Below are 15,446 nucleotides of genomic sequence, written 5' to 3'. Positions count from 1 at the left end.
TCGGCTGGGTGGTGGTGAAGTTTGGTGTGCAGGACGCCGTTGTGCGGATGGATGCGGGTCGTTTTTTTCGTGTGTAGGGGGAGCGGTGTGCGGTGGCGACGTTTGTTCTCGTCTTAATGTGAGGGGAGGGAAGGCGCGCGTGTGGCTCTGCGCAGAGCGCAGCTCGGTGCGGGCGGGCGGCGCAGTCAGGCGCGATGGGGATTTGCCGCGAGCTGGCGCAGGTACTCGAAGGAGTAAATGCCGGTGCGATGCCCGTCGCTAAAGTCGAAGCGCAGCGCGTAGTTTCCCACGACTTGCCAGCCGAGGATGCTGACGGCGCTGTGGTCGCGCGCAGTGGTCGGGCCTTCGCCGCCGTGCACCTGGCCCAGGATGTCGCGCTCGCCTTGAGCTTGCGCACTGGGCGAGGCAGCGCGCAGGCGCGCGCACTCGTAGTAGGTCTCGACGCCGTCGCTCCACGCAATCGCGAGCTCCTTTCCGATGAGTTGTATGTTGGTCGGTGTAACCACAGCCGCGGGCTGGTTTATTTTGCGGGGCCGAGGGCCCATGTATTTTGCGAGCCGCTCGTTGGCGGCTCGTCGGTTCAATGAGTTTAAGAAATCCGTCCGAGCTCGTTTTGGGGAGTTCGGCGCCCCGCGAATTGGGCACAAGCGGTTTTCCCATTTGGCGCGGCTTCGCTGGGGCCGCGCCGGTTTGATAAACGAAAACAAAATGTGCGGCGAGGTCGCCGCACAGAGGGTAGTGCCCTCTGCCACTTACGCTCGCGCGAAGTAAGCAGCGGGCCGCGCGATCTTTCCTGCTGACCAAGGGCCGGAGTGAGTAAACACTGCCGCCCCGACGGAGAGGCGGCGAGGTCGCCGCACAGGGAACCGCGAAACTCGGCACGGGCGCGTTGGTCCGTGCCCAATAGGATGCGGGCCTATCAAGCCTCGGCGAGGGCTTCGGCGTAGCGCTCGGCGACTCGATCCCAGTTCACGACGTTCCAGAAGGCGCCGATGTAGTCGGGGCGGCGGTTCTGGTACTTCAGGTAGTAGGAGTGCTCCCAGACATCCATCGTGAGTAGCGGAGTGCCTTCGATGCCGGCGATTGCCTTGCCCATGCGTGGGTTGTCCTGATTGGCGGTCGAGCCCACAGCCAACTTTTTCTCGGGCGTCAGGTAGAGCCAGGCCCAGCCGGAGCCGAAGCGCGTGGCGCCCGCCTTGGAGAACTCTTCCTTGAACTTCTCAAAGGAGCCGAAGGTCTCGTCGATGGCCTTGGCGAGCGCACCAGTCGGGGCGCCGCCTTTTGCGGGGGCGAGGCTCTTCCAGTAGAAGTTGTGGTTGGCGACGCCGCCGCCGTTGTTGCGCACAGGCGTGCGGATCGCCTCGGGCAGGTCGCCGATGTTGGAGATGAGGTCGCACAGGCAATCGGGTGGGGTGATGCCTGCGCCTTCAAGGATGGCGTTGAGGTTGTTGACGTAGGTCTGGTGGTGTTTGCCGTGGTGGATCTCTACCGTCTCGCGGTCGATGTAGGGTTCCAGTGCGTCGGTCGCGTATTCGAGTTCAGGGAGTTTATATGCCATTGTTACTGAGGGTTCAGGTTGTCGGTTAATAATCGGGTGGGCCGGAATCTGCGCACCTAATAGCTCCCGTCAAGATGCCGGTGGCATATCCGTTCACACTCGCGCGGGGGTGGGGCCACCCCGTGCCAATTTGCATGCCGCTTGTTGGCGGCGTGCACGCTCGCGCGACTTGGGAGGCACGCCGCTCTTCTCCCCATTCACGCAGGGGGCCGTGTTGAGTTGGTCGGTGTGCAGGCGAGGCCTTCGTTGGGCCACTCGGACCAAAGGGCGACTTAACCCGTTAACCAAAGAGTTCGCCTCAATGGGTTTTCGATTCATTCGCGGGTGATGTATCCGTTTCCCGCCCCCTCACCGTTTCAGCCGGAAGAAGGTTTGCAGGAGTACGCGGCAGTCTTCCTCCATGATTTCGCCTGCGGAGATTTCGAGGTGGTGGTTGATTGTGGGGATGGCGTTGAGGTCGCTGGCGCCGCCGAGGCAGCCCATCTTGGGGTCACGCACGGCGTAGCACACGCGCTTGAGCCGCGACATCAGGACGGCGCCGGAGCACATGGGGCAGGGCTCCTTGGTGACGTAGAGCGTGCAGCCTTCGAGCCGCCAGTCGCCGAGAGCGCGCGCGGCCTGCGTGATCGCGAGCAGCTCGGCGTGCGCGGTCGGGTCGCGCGAGTTTTCGACCGTATTGTGCGCCAGGGCGACGATCTCGCCTTCGCGCTCGATCACTGCGCCGACGGGCACTTCGCCGCGCCGCCACGCGTCGATGGCCTGGTTGTAGGCCAAGGTCATGAAAAACGTGTCATCGCGCAGCAGTTGCGAGGGGAAGCGTTTCTCAAAAGGGCACTCGGGAGCGGGCTTGCGGGTGGTTTGCATCGGGTGTGGGTTTGGCGCGCGCAGGCGTATGCGCGGCGTGGCGGTCGCGTGTGCGCCAACACAGCCCGAGGCTCCGCTGCGTGTAAAACCTTGACTTGGGCAGCCCCGCTAAGGCTTACAAGTGCCCCTCCTTTCATCCAGGCACGTTTTCCCGACTTTATAATATGCACCCAGCCTCCCTCACCCAAGCCCCCCTCGCTCTCGTATGGCAGATGTAAATGCGATTGAGGTAGAGGGAAAGGTCGTGGCCGTCCTGCCGGGCACGATGTTTAAGGTCGAGCTCTCCAACGGACACGTCGTGCTGGCGCACATTTCGGGAAAGCTGCGCAAGCACTTCATCAAGATCGCGACGGGCGATCTGGTAAAAATGGAGATGAGCCCCTACGACCTGGAGAAGGCGCGCATCACCTATCGGGTGCGCGAGCAAAATGCCAACCGCCCGGGCCACTTTCAGCGTCGCAGACGCTAGCGTTTCGGGGCAGCACTCCGGGCCGCCCGTTGCCGTCGTCGGCGCTGCGCCGCCAGGCCGAGCGGCTGCGCCGGCCCCAAGTCCCCCCGTGCCGCCGGCCCGTGCCCGCGCCGGAAAAACGGGCCGTCCGCGCCGCCGCTACGCCAACGCCTGGGTCGGCCAATCGTCCGCACCTGCCGCGTTTGCCGAAGACATCAATGGCTTCCTCAACTACGTCGGGCTGGAGCGCGGGCTCTCGCCCAAAACGCAAGAGGGCTACTTGCGCGATCTCGACCAGTGCGCGGCCTTTCTCGCGCAGCGCGGTGTGAGCGATTGGCGCAGCGTGGCGGGGCGCGAGGCTGCGCTTTGGGTGCAAAGCCTGAGCACGGCGGATTATGCGGCCGCGAGCCTTGCGCGAAAGTTGGCCGCGCTCCACGGGATTGCGCTCTATCTCGTGCGCGAGCGGCTGCGCGAAGACGATTTCGCGGCCCTGCTCACCGCGCCAAAGTTCCAGCGCACGCTGCCCGACACGCTCACCCACGAAGAGGTCGAGCGGCTCCTGGCCGCGCCGAGCGGCGGCGACCCGCAGGCGCTGCGCGACAAGGCCCTGCTGGAGCTGTTCTACTCCAGCGGCCTGCGCGTCACCGAGCTGGGCACGCTGACGATCCAGCAAGTCGACCTGGAGCACGGCTTCCTGCGCGTCTTTGGCAAAGGCTCGAAGGAGCGCGTCATCCCCGTCGGCTCCAAGGCGACTGCCGCGATTACACGCTGGCTGGAGGCGGGCCGCCCCTACTTCGTGAAGCCGCACACCGGCAGCGAGCTGTTCCTCAGCAAGCGCGGCCGCGGGCTCTCGCGGATCATGCTCTGGGTGCTGGTAAAAAAATACGCGCGCGCGGCGGGAATCACGAAAACCGTAAAGCCGCACCTGCTGCGGCACTCCTTTGCCACGCACCTGCTGAGCGGCGGTGCCGACCTGCGCGCGATTCAGGAGATGCTGGGCCATACGAGCATCGCGACGACGCAGATTTATACGGCAGTCGAGCCGCAGCACCTCGTCGAGCAGCACGCGCGGTTTCACCCGCGCAATCGCGAGCCCCTCGATTAGCCGCGCAGTGGCCCGTGTGTTTCCCGCGTGCCGTCGCTCGCCTGCGCGCTGTCGGGCCTTTCGTTTCGCGCTGGATTTTCGCCCCGCGCTCCCGCACCGATTTCCCCGATGGCTGCGACTGAAGAAAGTTTTAAGGACTACAAGCGGGTGGAAAAAAAGGCCCTGGAGCTGCTGGCCGAGATGCGCCGTGCCGCCGGGCCGGGCGGGCAAAAAGTCGATATCGAGCTGGCCCTGCTCGTCGCGATTTTCGAGCTCCACAAAGACGAGCTGCCGCCGCAGACAATCGGCAGCATCGTGCAAGGCCACCTCAAGCAGATCATCCCCTACTACAGTGCGCGCGAGACTGCGCGCGGCGCGTAGCGTGAGCCGACGCATGCCAGGCCGGAGGAAGGGGAAACCCGCGTGGGCGATTTTTTAAAAAACCTGAGTTAAACCGGCGCCGTGTGAGTCCGGGACAAATCATGAAGAGTAATCCTTTTGTCATCTGGGGGCTGAAGCTCGCCCTCTCTGTGGCCTTCATCAGCGCGGTCGCCGATCGCTTTGGCGTTTGGGGGAAGTCGGGAAAAGGGGGCGTCGTGTGGGGTGACTTTGCGCACTTTGTGGCCTATACGAAATCGCTGAACCCGTGGTTTCCCGCGGCCTGGATCGGGCCACTGGCGTACTTTGTCACCGCGCTGGAACTCGCCTTGGGCGTCTTGCTTTTGACGACATGGAAATCGCGGGAAGTCGCGCTCCTCAGCGGCCTGTTGCTGCTGTCGTTTGGAGCGGCGATGGCCTTTTCTGTCGGGCTCAAGCCCGCGCTGGACTACAGCGTCTTCAGCGCTGCCTTTGCCGCCTTCGCCCTGTCCTGCTTGTCGAAGGGTTAGCTGAGGCCGAATCCGCACCGCTTCGCCGACGCGCCACCGAGCGGCCCGCAAAGAAAAGCGCGCCCCGGCGCGGTGCACCAACGGGTGCACCGCACAGTAAAACGGTCGAAGACCGTATGCCGAGGAGTGCGCCGCCAATGAAAAGGCCTCAGGCTCCTTCGAGGATTAGGCGGATGGAGTCGAGCCGCAGGCGGGAGGCTTCGATTGCCTTGCGGGTCTGGCGCACTTGTTGCTTGGCGAGCTCGATCTCTTTGTTGCTCACGTTGTCGTTGAGCTTGCTCAGGTCGACGAGTCGTTGGAGCTCGGCGGTGAGGTGCGCGGCGGCGGTTTCGCGCGCGGCTTGGCGCAGCGGGGCGGCTTGCGCTTCAGCGAGCTCGGTCGCGCCTTCGAGCAGGTTTTTAAGCAGCGTGGCGTTGAACCCGGGTTTTTCCAGAAACTGCGGCAGCGGCGCGTCCTCCAGATCGCGTGCGAGCGCCTCGGGCGGCAGCTCTGCGCCGCGGTCGCGGCCGTGGATGTCGACGAGGACGCGCAGCGGTGTGGGCGGCAGGAACTGGTCGAGGTGCCAGCGCGTGTCTTCGACGGTTTCGAGGACGAAGACCGCTTCGAGCAGCAGGTTCGGCGTGTCGGATTCGAGCAGGCAAAAGGCAGTCGTACCCGTGGGCGATTTGATGAGCAGGTCGATGGTGTCCTGCACGAGTGGATGATCGGCGGAGAGGAAGCCGATGTCTTCGCGCGCAATCGCGCGGGCGCGCGAGTAGGTGGCGAGCAGGCCGCCCTCGGCGGGGATCGCCGGAAAGCCCTCGACGTAGGCTTGGGAGGCGTCGAGCGAGACGTCGCCCGCCTCGTGATCGACGACGCGCACGCCGAAGTGGTCGAGCAGCGTGCTCAGGTTTTCGCGCAGTGTGGGGCTGGAGTCGGCGGCGCGGATTTTCTCGATCAGCGCGGCGGCGCGCGTGGGTTCGTAGGAGTTGAGCTCCAGGAGCCGGTCGCGGCCTTGCGCGAGTTTCTGGTTTAGCGCGGCGCGGAATTTTTCCGTCTCGGCGATGAGGGTTTCGAGCTTCGCCTGCGCGTCCGCGCAGTCGGTCGCCTTTTCTCCAAACTCGGCTACGAGGGCGAGGAGCCGCTCGTGGTACGCGTCGCGGTAATCGTTGCCGCCGTGCAGCGGTGTTTCAAAGGCGGCCAGGCCGTGGTGGTACCAGCGGGCAATCGCCTCATCGGCCCCGCCCACGAGGTACGGCACGTGGATGCGGATGGTCTGCGACTGGCCGATGCGGTCGAGCCGCCCGATGCGCTGCTCGACGAGGCCGGGGTTGAGCGGCAGGTCGAAGAGGACGAGGTGGTGGGCGAACTGGAAGTTGCGCCCCTCGCTGCCGATCTCCGAGCAGATGAGGAGCTGCGCGCCATCGGGCTCGGCAAACCAGGCGGCCTGGCGGTCGCGGTGGATCAGCGAGAGCCCTTCGTGGAAGAGCGCGAGGTTCAGGTTGAGCTGCTCTTTGATGGCGGTTTCGAGCGCGAGTGCCTTTGCCGCGGTTTTGCAGATGAGGAGGACTTTTTCGCGCGCGTGTTTCTTTAAAAAACCGATCAGCCAGGCGAGCCGCGGGTCGCCTTTGAATGAGTAGCGCGGCGCGCGTGTGGCCGCGCGTTTCGCCGCGCTTTCGGTCTCTGGTGCGGGCGACTGTTCGCCCGATTCTTCGGCGAGGATTTCGCGCGCGACCTGGGCGAGCTGCTCGGGGCTGGCGCCCTCGATTGGCGCGGGCTGGTACTTGCGCTTGGGGAAGCCGCGCATGGCCGCGCGCGTGTTGCGAAAGACCATGCGGCCCGTGCCGTGTTGATCGAGCAGCGTGCGCAGGAGCGCGGCGCGGGCGTCGGCCCCGCCGCTTTCCAGCGCGCTGAGGTGCTGGCTGAGCTTTTGCGGATCGCGGTCGAAAATCTTGAGCAGGGCTTGATGATCGGCAGCCGAGAGCGGGCGCCCCTCGACGAGCGCATCGGCGATGCCGGCGATGGAGGCGTAGCCTTCCGTCTCTTCGAGGAAGGCCTGGTAGTCGCTGTAGCGGTGTGGGTCGAGCAGCCGCAGTCGGGCGAAGTGGCCGCTGGAGCCGAGCTGGTTTGGCGTGGCGGTGAGCAGTAGCAGCCCGGGCGTGTTTTGCGCGAGTGCTTCGACGAGTTGGTAATCGGGCGAGGCGGCTTGCGGCGACCAGCCGAGGTGGTGGGCCTCGTCGACGATGACGAGATCCCAGCCCGCGGCGATTGTCTGCGCGCGGCGTTTTTCGTTTTCGGCGAGCGTGCCGATGGCCGCGAGGGCGAGCTGGCTGGAGAGGAAGGGGTTGGCCTTTTCGGCGTCTGCTCCGCCTGCGCCTTCCTCGCTGCCGCTGGCTTCGAGGGCCTGCGCGCGGGCTTCGTCGAAGATCGTAAACCACAGGTTGAAGCGGCGCAGCAGCTCGACGAACCACTGGTGCACGAGGGACTCGGGGACGAGGATCAGTGCGCGCTTTACGCGGCCGGTGGCGAGCAGCCGCTGGAGGATCAGGCAGGCCTCGATCGTCTTGCCGAGGCCGACTTCGTCGGAGAGCAGCACGCGCGGGATCTGGCGGCGCGAGACTTCGCTCAAGATGTAAAACTGGTGCGCGATCAGATCGACGCGGCCCCCGAGCATGCCGCGCAGCTCGCTGCGGGCGAGCTCGGCCTGCCACTGGAGTGTGCGGTAGCGCAGGTCGAAGACCTCGGCGGGCTCGGCCAGGCCGGTGAGCAGCCGGTCGGCGGGCGAGTTGGCGCTCATCGCATCGGCGATTTCCGACTCGGGCACGCGCAGGCTGCCGCCGTTGCCCACATAGACGAGGAGCCGCCCGGCGGTGCTCGCCACTGCACTTCCCGCGCCGCTGCTCGCGGGCCTGTCTTCGATGACGGCCTCGACGGTGAAGCTGGCTCCGGCGCGGGTGGCGACGCGGTCGCCCTCCTTGAAGCGGACGCGCTTGAGGACGGGGGTGCCGCGCGCGTAGATCCGCCGTTCGCGCGTGGCGGGAAACTCGATCGTGATCTGGTTGTGGTCGAGCTCGCTGACCAGGCCGAGCCCGAGCTCGGGCTCGCGCTCACTCACACAACGTTGTCCGGCTAGGTCTAGGATCATAAGCCCTCCGAGCGAAGCCGTGCGCAGGCGCGGCGCGATTGTTTAATTTACGCAGGCGCTGGATTGCCGCGGGCTACTCGGCGGCGGCTGCGGCGGGTGCTCGCAGCGCCTCCCACCACGGGCCAAAGTGTTGGGCGCGCCCGTCCAGATACATGGGTTGCCCGATCAGCGGCGTCCACAGCGCGTAGGGGCGCTCGGCACTGGCTGCCGCGATGCGCCGGAACGGGTCATCCCAATCGTGATCGGAGAGCGTGAAGCGCCCTACGTGCCCGGGAGTAAACGCGCGGGCGCCGAGCTCCTGCGCGGCCTGGGCGGACTCCTCGGGCCGCATGTGCATGTGCCGCCAGCGGTCGTTGTATTGGCCGCTGTCGAGGCTCACCCAATCGAAGGGGCCGTGCCGCGCGCCGATCTCGGCAAAGTGCGGCCCGTAGCCAGTGTCGCCGCTGAAGAAGAGCTGCCGCTGCGCCGAGCGCAGGATGAGGCCCATCCACAGGGTTTGGCTGCGCTTGAATGTGCGGCCGGAAAAGTGCCGCCCGGACGTGGCGATTACCTCCACGGCGGTGGCGGCTTCACCTACGGCGGTCACGCCGTCTGGCGCGGCGCGATACGAGTCGCCCCAGTCGAGCTCCGCCACGCGGTCGCTTTCGTAGCCCCAGCGCTCCAGATGCGCGCCGACGCCGAGCGGCGCTACGATCTTGCGCGCCTTGGCGCGCAGCGCGCGCGCGGTCGGGTAGTCGAGGTGGTCGTAGTGATCGTGCGTGATGACGAGCAGGTCGATCTCCGGCATGTCCTCGGCGGTGTAAACGAGCGTGCCCGCGAAGGCGCGGTTCGCCCAGGAAAACGGTGCGGCGTAGTCGCTGAAAATCGGATCGACCAGGATCCGCAGCCCGCCGAGCTGCACGTAGAACGAGGAGTGCCCGAGCCAGAGGATGAGGTCTTCGCTGCGGTCGAGCGCGCGCAGGTCGGTCTTGATCGTGGGCAGCGGGCGAGGGGGGCGGGTCTCGGCACGCTTGCCGCTGAAGTTTCTGAACATGAGTGAGAGCCGCGACTCGTCGGTCGTGAGCATCGGCGTCTCGATCTGGTTTTGAAAACTGCCGTCGCGGTAGTTGGGCGAGCGGGTGATCCGCGCGAGCCGCTCGCCGCGCGGCGCACTGCCGAAGACGGGGTGCGTGAAGTAAAACAGTGCGGCGGCGAGGGCGAGCAGCAGGACTGCGGCGAGGGCGAAGAGCATGAGCTTGGTGAGCATTTTTATCGGAGGGCAGGGGAGCGGAGCAGGGAGCGCGGGCGTGCTGGGTGATGCGGGCGGCGCGGTGTGCGCGACCCGCGCTGCGGAGCTGCGGTGTGAGAGACGGGAGAGGTGCGCAGGCTGGGCAAGTCCCCCGCATTCTCAAGTGCTGCCGATTAAATCGGGATGCGGGAATCAGGCAGTCGCTGGGGAATCCTACGCGAGTGGTCCCGTTTTACAGGGCGGGCGGGCCGCGAAGCCTTGGCAGCCGTATGGACTACTTTCGCTTTATTGTGACTCTCATCGGTGCCGCGGTTCTTGGCTGGTTTGGTATCTCCACGATGCGCGATCACCCCGTCGATGCTCCTTCACTTTTTAGCAACGAGGGCTTGCCCCCCGAGGCGCGTAGTGAAATCGGCGGCAGCACCCTCTACCGCGCCGATGCCGCGCGCGGCGTCATCCCCACTGCTGACCCCAGCATCCGCATCGGCGGTTGAGTCCTCCACTGCGCGTGGGGCGGTGGCGTGGCGCCACTTGCCATTCAATTTGGGAATCGGCTCCGGCGATAAAACGGGTCTGCGACCCCGCCAGAGCACGATTCCCAAATTTAACGGAACCTCCCCCTGTCGCATTGCGACAGGGAATAGGGCATCAAATGCGAATGGAACCGATTGGGACGGGGTGAAGCGGTTTGTCGGTGAATTACCGATTCTTTCTACTGTGCGGCTTGTTCGTCGGGCGGAACGCCCGACAGCAAGCCGCACAGTAAATGGGTGCAGGCACCGCCTGCCGCCCCACGCGTAGTGGAGAAATAGGGGTCAATTCCCGATGGCAAGGGACACTGGCGAGTCGCCAGCGAAAAGGGTCTTAGCCCCCTCGGCGGGCTTGGCGGTTGATCGAAGGGCGGTCGCGCGCGGTCATTCCGGCGGCGAGTGCTCCGCCAAAGGGCGTGAGCGGCATCACCAGCGAGCGTCGCCCCAGCAGGGTGCCTGGCATGAGGACGGCGTTGCAGCCGACCTCCGCTTCGTCGCCCACGATCGCTCCGAACTTTCGCAAGCCGGTCGGGATGCGGGTCTCTCCCGTATCGACCTCGATCTCGCCTTGATCGAGCCGCAGGTTGGAGCAGATGACGCCCGCGCCGAGGTGTGCCCCGTTCCCCAGTACCGAGTCGCCCACGTAGCTGAAATGCGGCACCTGCACGCGGTCGAGCAGCAGCGCGTTTTTAAACTCGCAGGCATTCCCCAGCACACAGCCCGCGCCGACGATCACGTTACCGCGCAAGTAAGCGCCGGGCCGGATCTCCGTGCCCGGGCCGATCCACAGCGGGCCGATCAACGTCGCGTGCGGCGGAAGTTTTACGCTCGGGTCGATGTGTACCCAGCCCTCGACGTGCACCCCTGCGGGCAGGCTGATCGCAGGTGGGTGCGGCTGCGCCGCTTGTCGCTCGGCCAGCGCGGCTGCGATCTGTTTCAACCACTCCCAGGGCGGCAATTGCGCGGGGAATTGTTTGGCAAAAACGGAGAGCGACTCGGGCAGTGAAAAAAAATCAGCAGCGTGCATGGGAGGTCTTCGACCTCTCCTATTTGGCGAGGTGTCGTTGCCACCTCGTCAATGTCGTTTCCGCCTTGAGCGATTACCAAGCCCGGCCCCTGCGTGAGCAGGGCAGCAGGGCAGCATGCGCCGCGTGTCGCCCGTGTCGCGCGAGCGTGAGTGGCTGGCTCACAGAGCCCAGGGGGCTTTCTCTACAACGGTGCCGGTGGGGTTGCGGTGCAGGGCGATGCGGGCGAGCCGCGGCCGGTCGTAGGCGTGCTCGATCACGACGCGCAGCCGGTCGGTCTCGGTCAGCGGCACCGGGTTCAGCTTACAGTAGCCGATTGTGGTGCCCCAGGTCAGCGGGGCCCACGCGCCGTCGCGCCACACGTCGACGCGGTAGTTGGCGATGTGCTGGCCCTCGGTGATCGCTTCGCGCAAGTGCACGACGTCGAAGCTCACGGGCTGCGGCCAGCGCAGCTCCAGCCAGCCGCTGTGCTCGCCCTCGGCGGGGGCCCAGTAGCTGTCGGGGGCGCCATCGAAAACCGCGCTGGCGGACTCGCCGCCGCTGCTCGCGCCGAGGCTGGCCCCGGGTGCCGCGTCGCTGGCGAAGAGCTGCTCGCGCAGGCGGGCAAACTCCAGAAAGGCGCGCACGTCGTTTTCGTGAAACAGGCCCTCGTCCGTCGGCGGGATGTTGAGCAGCAGCTTGCTGTTGCGCCCCACGGAGCTGAAATACAGCGCGAGGAGATTTGCCGGACTGCGCACCTGATCGTCCTCGCTGCTGCGCCAGAACCAGCCCTTGCGGATCGACACATCGGTCTCGCCCACGCGCCACGCCGTGCCGTGCGGGTCGCCCTGCTGGAGCGCCTCGTTTACCCAGGGCGCGTCAAATCCCGCGTAGGGCACGCGCTGCGGATCGACGCTGCTCCAGCAGGTGCTGCCCGCACTGCCGGTCTCGTTGCCGATCCAGCGCAGGTCCGGCCCACCGTCGGAAAACATGACCGCCCCGGGCTGGAGCCGCCGCACGGTCTCGTGGATCCGCGCCCAGTCGTATTCCTGCTTTTTGCCGTTGGGGCCCTCGCCGTTGGCGCCGTCGAACCACAGCTCCACGATTGGCCCGTATTGGGTGAGCAGCTCGGTGAGCTGCTCGATATAAAAATCGTTGTACGCTTCGCCTTGGCCATAGCAGGCCGCATTGCGATCCCAGGGCGACAGGTACAGGCCGACGTCGAGCCCCTCCGCGCGGCAGGCATCGACAAACTCGCGCACCACATCGCCCTTTCCGTCGCGCCAGGGGCTGCTCACCACGGAGTGCGTGGTCGTTTTCGTCGGCCACAGGCAGAAGCCATCGTGATGCTTGGCGGTCAGGATGAGCGTGCCTGCGCCGCCTTGCCTGGCGACGCGCGCCCATTGGCGCGCATCCAGCGCGCGGGGGTTGAAAATCGCGGGCGACTCGCTGCCCATGCCCCACTCAAGACCGGTAAACGTGTTTACGGTGAAGTGCACGAACAGCGCGATCTCCTCGCGTTGCCACGCGAGCTGCGCGGCACTCGGGCGCGGGCGCGCACTGGTCGGCGGGAAGGGGAGCAGGGGAGCAGCGGCTGGCGCGGCGGGAGCAGCAGGAGGGCGGGGCGATTGGGACATGATGACGAGCGGGTGACGGTGAAGCAGGTTGGGAAGGTGTGGGGCGGGTTAAGTCCGGTGAACAAGTCCCGGAAGACGAGCTGCGGCTATGGAGACTTTGCTGCCGGAAGCAATGCCGCTTCGCGCCGCGCCGACAAATCGGCTTGGCCCCGCCGCCCGCGCCTCGCTTGATCTGCCCCCCAAGCCTCCCGACCATCCGCCGCCTCCCCTCGCCAAACCAACTGGGGAAAACGACACTACCCTCACACCGCCTTCCTTACACATTCTCCCCAACATGCGCACACTCACCGGCATCCAGCCCTCTGGCTCGCTCCACATCGGCAACTACTTCGGCGCGATCAAGCCCGCCCTCACCGCGCAGGCCGATGGCGACTGCTTCTTCTTCATCGCCGATTACCACTCGATGACCTCGCTCAGTGACGGCCCGCGCCGCCGAGCCAACACGCGCGAAGCCGCGCTCGACTGGCTCGCCTGCGGGATCGATCCCGCCAGGAGCGTGTTCTGGAAACAGAGCGACGTGCCCGAAGTCTGCGAGCTCATGTGGATCCTCGGCACGCTCGCTCCGATGGGCCTGCTGGAGCGCGCCCACAGTTATAAGGACAAGGTCGCGCGCGGCCTCTCCGCCTCCTTCGGCCTCTTCGCCTACCCCGTCCTCATGGCCGCGGACATCCTGCTCTTCGACGCCGAGCGCGTGCCCGTCGGCAAAGACCAGAAGCAGCACGTCGAGATGACCCGCGACCTCGCCATCAAGTTTAATCAAGCCTACGGCCAGACTTTCACCATCCCCGAGCACGAGGAGCGCTACGGCGTGGCGACCGTGCCCGGGCTTGACGGCCAAAAGATGAGCAAGAGCTACGGCAACACGCTCGAAATCTTCGGCGAAGAAAAAGCCCTGCGCCAAAAAATCATGTCCATCGTCATGGACAGCCGCAGCCGCGAAGAGCCCAAGTCCGACGCCGAGAAAAACACCGCAATCCAGCTGCTGCGGCTGGTCGCACCCGAGGATGTCGCCACCGACTGCGAAGCGCGGCTGCGCGCGGGCGGCCTCGGCTACGGCGACCTGAAGAAGGTGCTCTTCGAGCACTACTGGGAATTCTTCGCGCCCTTCCGCCAAAAGCGCGCCGAGCTCGCAGCAGATCCCGCCTATGTGGACGGCGTCCTCGCCGACGGTGCGGCCCGCGCCCGCGAAGTCGCCTCGGGCGTCCTCCAGCGCGTCCGCCAGGCCGCGGGCCTGAGCCGCTAAGACGGTCACTGACCCCTGCGCGGGGGGCGCGGTCTTCGACCGTTTTATTGTGCGGTGCACTCGTTGGTGCACCGTCTGGTGACCACTTCCATTTAATTTTCGATTTTGCGCGTGCGCTTTGCGCCCGGACAAAATCGAAAATTTACATGAAAATCCCCCGACCTCTGGTCGGGCAGGAGTTTAACCCGTAAACCAACGAGGGTCGCCCCAATGGGTTTACGCTCCATTCGGATTTTGGGCTTCATCCTCTGTCGCAACGCGACAGGGGATGGCTCGTTAAATTTGGGAATCGTGCTTCGTCGCGTAGCGACGGGGCCGATTCCCAAATTCAATGGCAAGTGGCGCCCCGCCACCGCCCCACGCGTAGTGGATCAAATGACTGGCCGCTGCGGCTCTTGCAGTGCGGCGATGCGTTCAAAGATCCGCTCGCTGGCGAGTGGGTAGCGGGCTTTGCCTGCGCGCGCGTCGTCGTATTCGCTCGGGAAAATCGGCGGCCCGAAGACGATGTTGACCGGCGTTCCCAGGCGCAGCGGCTGCCCCTTTCCCATCGCTTCGAAGGAGCCGAAGATCCGCGCGGGCACGACCGGTACTTGCGCGCGGCACGCGATGAGGCCCACGCCTGCCTTGGGCTCGCGCAACTGGCCGTCGGGCGAGCGTGTCCCCTCGGGGAACAGGATCAGGCCGCGCCCGCGCTTGAGTGCGCCGAGCACGCGCTTGATCGCGTTCACATCCTGGCCGCCGTCGCGGTCGACGGGGATCGTCCCCACCGTGTCGAGCCACCACGAGGCGAAGCCGCCGCGCCACAGCGTCTTGCGCGCGAAAAACGCGAGCTGGCGCGACACCTGCGCGCCGATCATCGGCGGGTCCAGAAAGCTCGCGTGGTTGGCCGCGATCAGGAAGCCGCCCTCCTGCGGGAGCTGTGCCTGCCCCTCGACCTCGCCGCGAAAAAACATCCCGTACGCACTGGTAAACAGGTAGTGGAACAAGCCGTACACCGGCTCCATCTCGACTTGGCGCAGCGGCAGGCTCATGTCGCGGAAGTGTCGCCTCGCGGCGCGTGCGTGGCGCGGTCGGGTTGCGTTGTGGTGGCTTCAAGCTCGGGGCGTTTTCGGGCGATGATCGCGGCTATCCGTTCAATGACCTCGGCGAGGCTGAGCTGCGTGGTATCGATGTCGATGGCGCCAGCGGGGCAGACCAGCGGCGCTTCCTTGCGCGAAGTGTCCAGCCGGTCGCGCTCGGCAATCGAGTCCTCGCGGCCCTCGGCGGCGCGGCGCGCGGCGCGTGCGCTCGCATCGGCATGCAGGAAGAAGCGAAACTCCGCCTCGGGGAAAATCACCGAGCCGATGTCGCGCCCCTCCATCACGACGCCGCGAAAGCCGTGCTCGTGCGCGACCTGGGCCTGCGCGCGCTGGTAGGCGAGCAGCGCGCGGCGCACTGCGGGCACGGCGGCGTAGTGCGAGACGCGCGCATTTACCGTGGCGCCGCGGATCTCGTCTCCGGCGGCGCGCCCCTCGATCAACATCTGTGCCGAGTAGCCTGCGACGCGCGTCGAGAAGCGCAGCGTGCGCAGCACCGCGTCGAGCGCGGGCTGCTCGTCCGCCGCCGCCCCGCGCGCGAGCAGCTCGGCGGTCAGGTGCCGATAAAACGAGCCCGTGTCCACATGCAGTAGCCCGAAGCGCGCAGCGAGCGAGCGCGCCGTGGAAGATTTTCCGGAGGCGGCCCCGCCATCGATGGCGACGATGATCGGCGCGTCGCGCTCGGCTGCGGCTGCGGATGCCGCAGCAGCAGCGGTGGCGGTTTGGGGACTGTGGGGCGAGGGCGGCATCGGTAAGAGTCCGT

At 66.1% G+C, this 15,446-nt stretch carries 15 protein-coding genes; 6 read left to right on the top strand and 9 right to left on the bottom strand.

Annotation, left to right across the window (positions count from 1 at the left end):
• Positions 1–185: 185 nt before the first annotated feature.
• From AXK11_RS01405 to AXK11_RS01395, 3 genes are all read right to left on the bottom strand, one after another.
• Positions 186–506 carry a gamma-butyrobetaine hydroxylase-like domain-containing protein gene (locus AXK11_RS01405; RefSeq protein ID WP_068628691.1) on the bottom strand — a complete coding sequence of 107 codons (321 nt, stop codon included), beginning with the start codon at positions 504–506 and terminating at the stop codon, positions 186–188.
• Positions 507–919: 413 nt separating this feature from the next.
• Entirely contained in the window at positions 920–1,558 is a 639-nt protein-coding gene (locus tag AXK11_RS01400; RefSeq protein ID WP_068628582.1) for a superoxide dismutase, read from the bottom strand.
• A gap of 348 nt (positions 1,559–1,906) precedes the next feature.
• Complete coding sequence (locus AXK11_RS01395; protein ID WP_068628580.1) at positions 1,907–2,422, bottom strand: nucleoside deaminase; 516 nt, start codon at positions 2,420–2,422, stop codon at positions 1,907–1,909.
• 205 nt (positions 2,423–2,627) lie between these two features.
• Here AXK11_RS01395 and infA point away from each other — a divergent pair, with 205 nt between their 5' ends.
• The 4 genes from infA (at position 2,628) to AXK11_RS01375 (ending at position 4,841) form a co-directional block, all read left to right on the top strand.
• The gene (infA, locus tag AXK11_RS01390; RefSeq protein ID WP_068628577.1) at positions 2,628–2,891 is read left to right on the top strand and encodes a translation initiation factor IF-1; all 264 of its coding nucleotides are present in this window, start codon (positions 2,628–2,630) and stop codon (positions 2,889–2,891) included.
• 88 nt (positions 2,892–2,979) lie between these two features.
• Complete coding sequence (locus AXK11_RS01385) at positions 2,980–3,975, top strand: site-specific tyrosine recombinase (protein WP_269446588.1); 996 nt, start codon at positions 2,980–2,982, stop codon at positions 3,973–3,975.
• Between the two features lie 108 nt (positions 3,976–4,083).
• Positions 4,084–4,335 carry a hypothetical protein gene (locus AXK11_RS01380; protein WP_068628575.1) on the top strand — a complete coding sequence of 84 codons (252 nt, stop codon included), beginning with the start codon at positions 4,084–4,086 and terminating at the stop codon, positions 4,333–4,335.
• Positions 4,336–4,436: 101 nt separating this feature from the next.
• Positions 4,437–4,841, top strand: coding sequence for a MauE/DoxX family redox-associated membrane protein (locus tag AXK11_RS01375; RefSeq protein WP_068628574.1), 405 nt, complete (start codon positions 4,437–4,439; stop codon positions 4,839–4,841).
• 148 nt (positions 4,842–4,989) lie between these two features.
• Here AXK11_RS01375 and rapA read toward each other — a convergent pair whose 3' ends face one another.
• Both rapA and AXK11_RS01365 read right to left on the bottom strand, forming a co-directional pair.
• A complete protein-coding gene (rapA, locus tag AXK11_RS01370; RefSeq protein ID WP_068628572.1) occupies positions 4,990–7,965 on the bottom strand; it encodes an RNA polymerase-associated protein RapA in 2,976 nt (991 codons plus the stop codon).
• A gap of 73 nt (positions 7,966–8,038) precedes the next feature.
• A complete protein-coding gene (locus AXK11_RS01365) occupies positions 8,039–9,211 on the bottom strand; it encodes an MBL fold metallo-hydrolase (protein ID WP_068628570.1) in 1,173 nt (390 codons plus the stop codon).
• A gap of 251 nt (positions 9,212–9,462) precedes the next feature.
• On the opposite strand from AXK11_RS01365, the gene AXK11_RS01360 reads away from it, so the two are divergent.
• Positions 9,463–9,687, top strand: coding sequence for a hypothetical protein (locus tag AXK11_RS01360; protein WP_068628568.1), 225 nt, complete (start codon positions 9,463–9,465; stop codon positions 9,685–9,687).
• A gap of 370 nt (positions 9,688–10,057) precedes the next feature.
• On the opposite strand, the gene AXK11_RS01355 is transcribed toward AXK11_RS01360, so the two are convergent.
• Entirely contained in the window at positions 10,058–10,750 is a 693-nt protein-coding gene (locus tag AXK11_RS01355; protein WP_068628566.1) for an acyltransferase, read from the bottom strand.
• A gap of 159 nt (positions 10,751–10,909) precedes the next feature.
• Complete coding sequence (locus AXK11_RS01350) at positions 10,910–12,364, bottom strand: alpha-L-fucosidase (RefSeq protein ID WP_068628564.1); 1,455 nt, start codon at positions 12,362–12,364, stop codon at positions 10,910–10,912.
• A 274-nt stretch (positions 12,365–12,638) separates the two neighbouring features.
• Between AXK11_RS01350 and trpS the strand changes: the two genes are divergently transcribed.
• On the top strand, positions 12,639–13,607 hold the full coding sequence (gene trpS / locus AXK11_RS01345; RefSeq protein ID WP_068628562.1) for a tryptophan--tRNA ligase: 969 nt from the start codon (positions 12,639–12,641) through the stop codon (positions 13,605–13,607).
• 371 nt (positions 13,608–13,978) lie between these two features.
• Here trpS and AXK11_RS01340 read toward each other — a convergent pair whose 3' ends face one another.
• Both AXK11_RS01340 and cmk read right to left on the bottom strand, forming a co-directional pair.
• The gene (locus tag AXK11_RS01340; protein WP_231865713.1) at positions 13,979–14,638 is read right to left on the bottom strand and encodes a lysophospholipid acyltransferase family protein; all 660 of its coding nucleotides are present in this window, start codon (positions 14,636–14,638) and stop codon (positions 13,979–13,981) included.
• Positions 14,635–15,432, bottom strand: a complete 798-nt coding sequence (cmk, locus tag AXK11_RS01335; RefSeq protein ID WP_068628561.1) for a (d)CMP kinase — start codon at positions 15,430–15,432, stop codon at positions 14,635–14,637. Before cmk ends, AXK11_RS01340 begins: the two co-directional genes overlap by 4 nt.
• Positions 15,433–15,446: the final 14 nt, after the last annotated feature.

Origin of the sequence: Cephaloticoccus primus (assembly GCF_001580015.1) — a bacterium.
GTDB classification, from domain to species: Bacteria; Verrucomicrobiota; Verrucomicrobiia; order Opitutales; family Opitutaceae; genus Cephaloticoccus; species Cephaloticoccus primus.
Note: the sequence above shows the minus strand (reverse complement) of the source record. Positions and strands in the feature narration are given on the sequence as shown.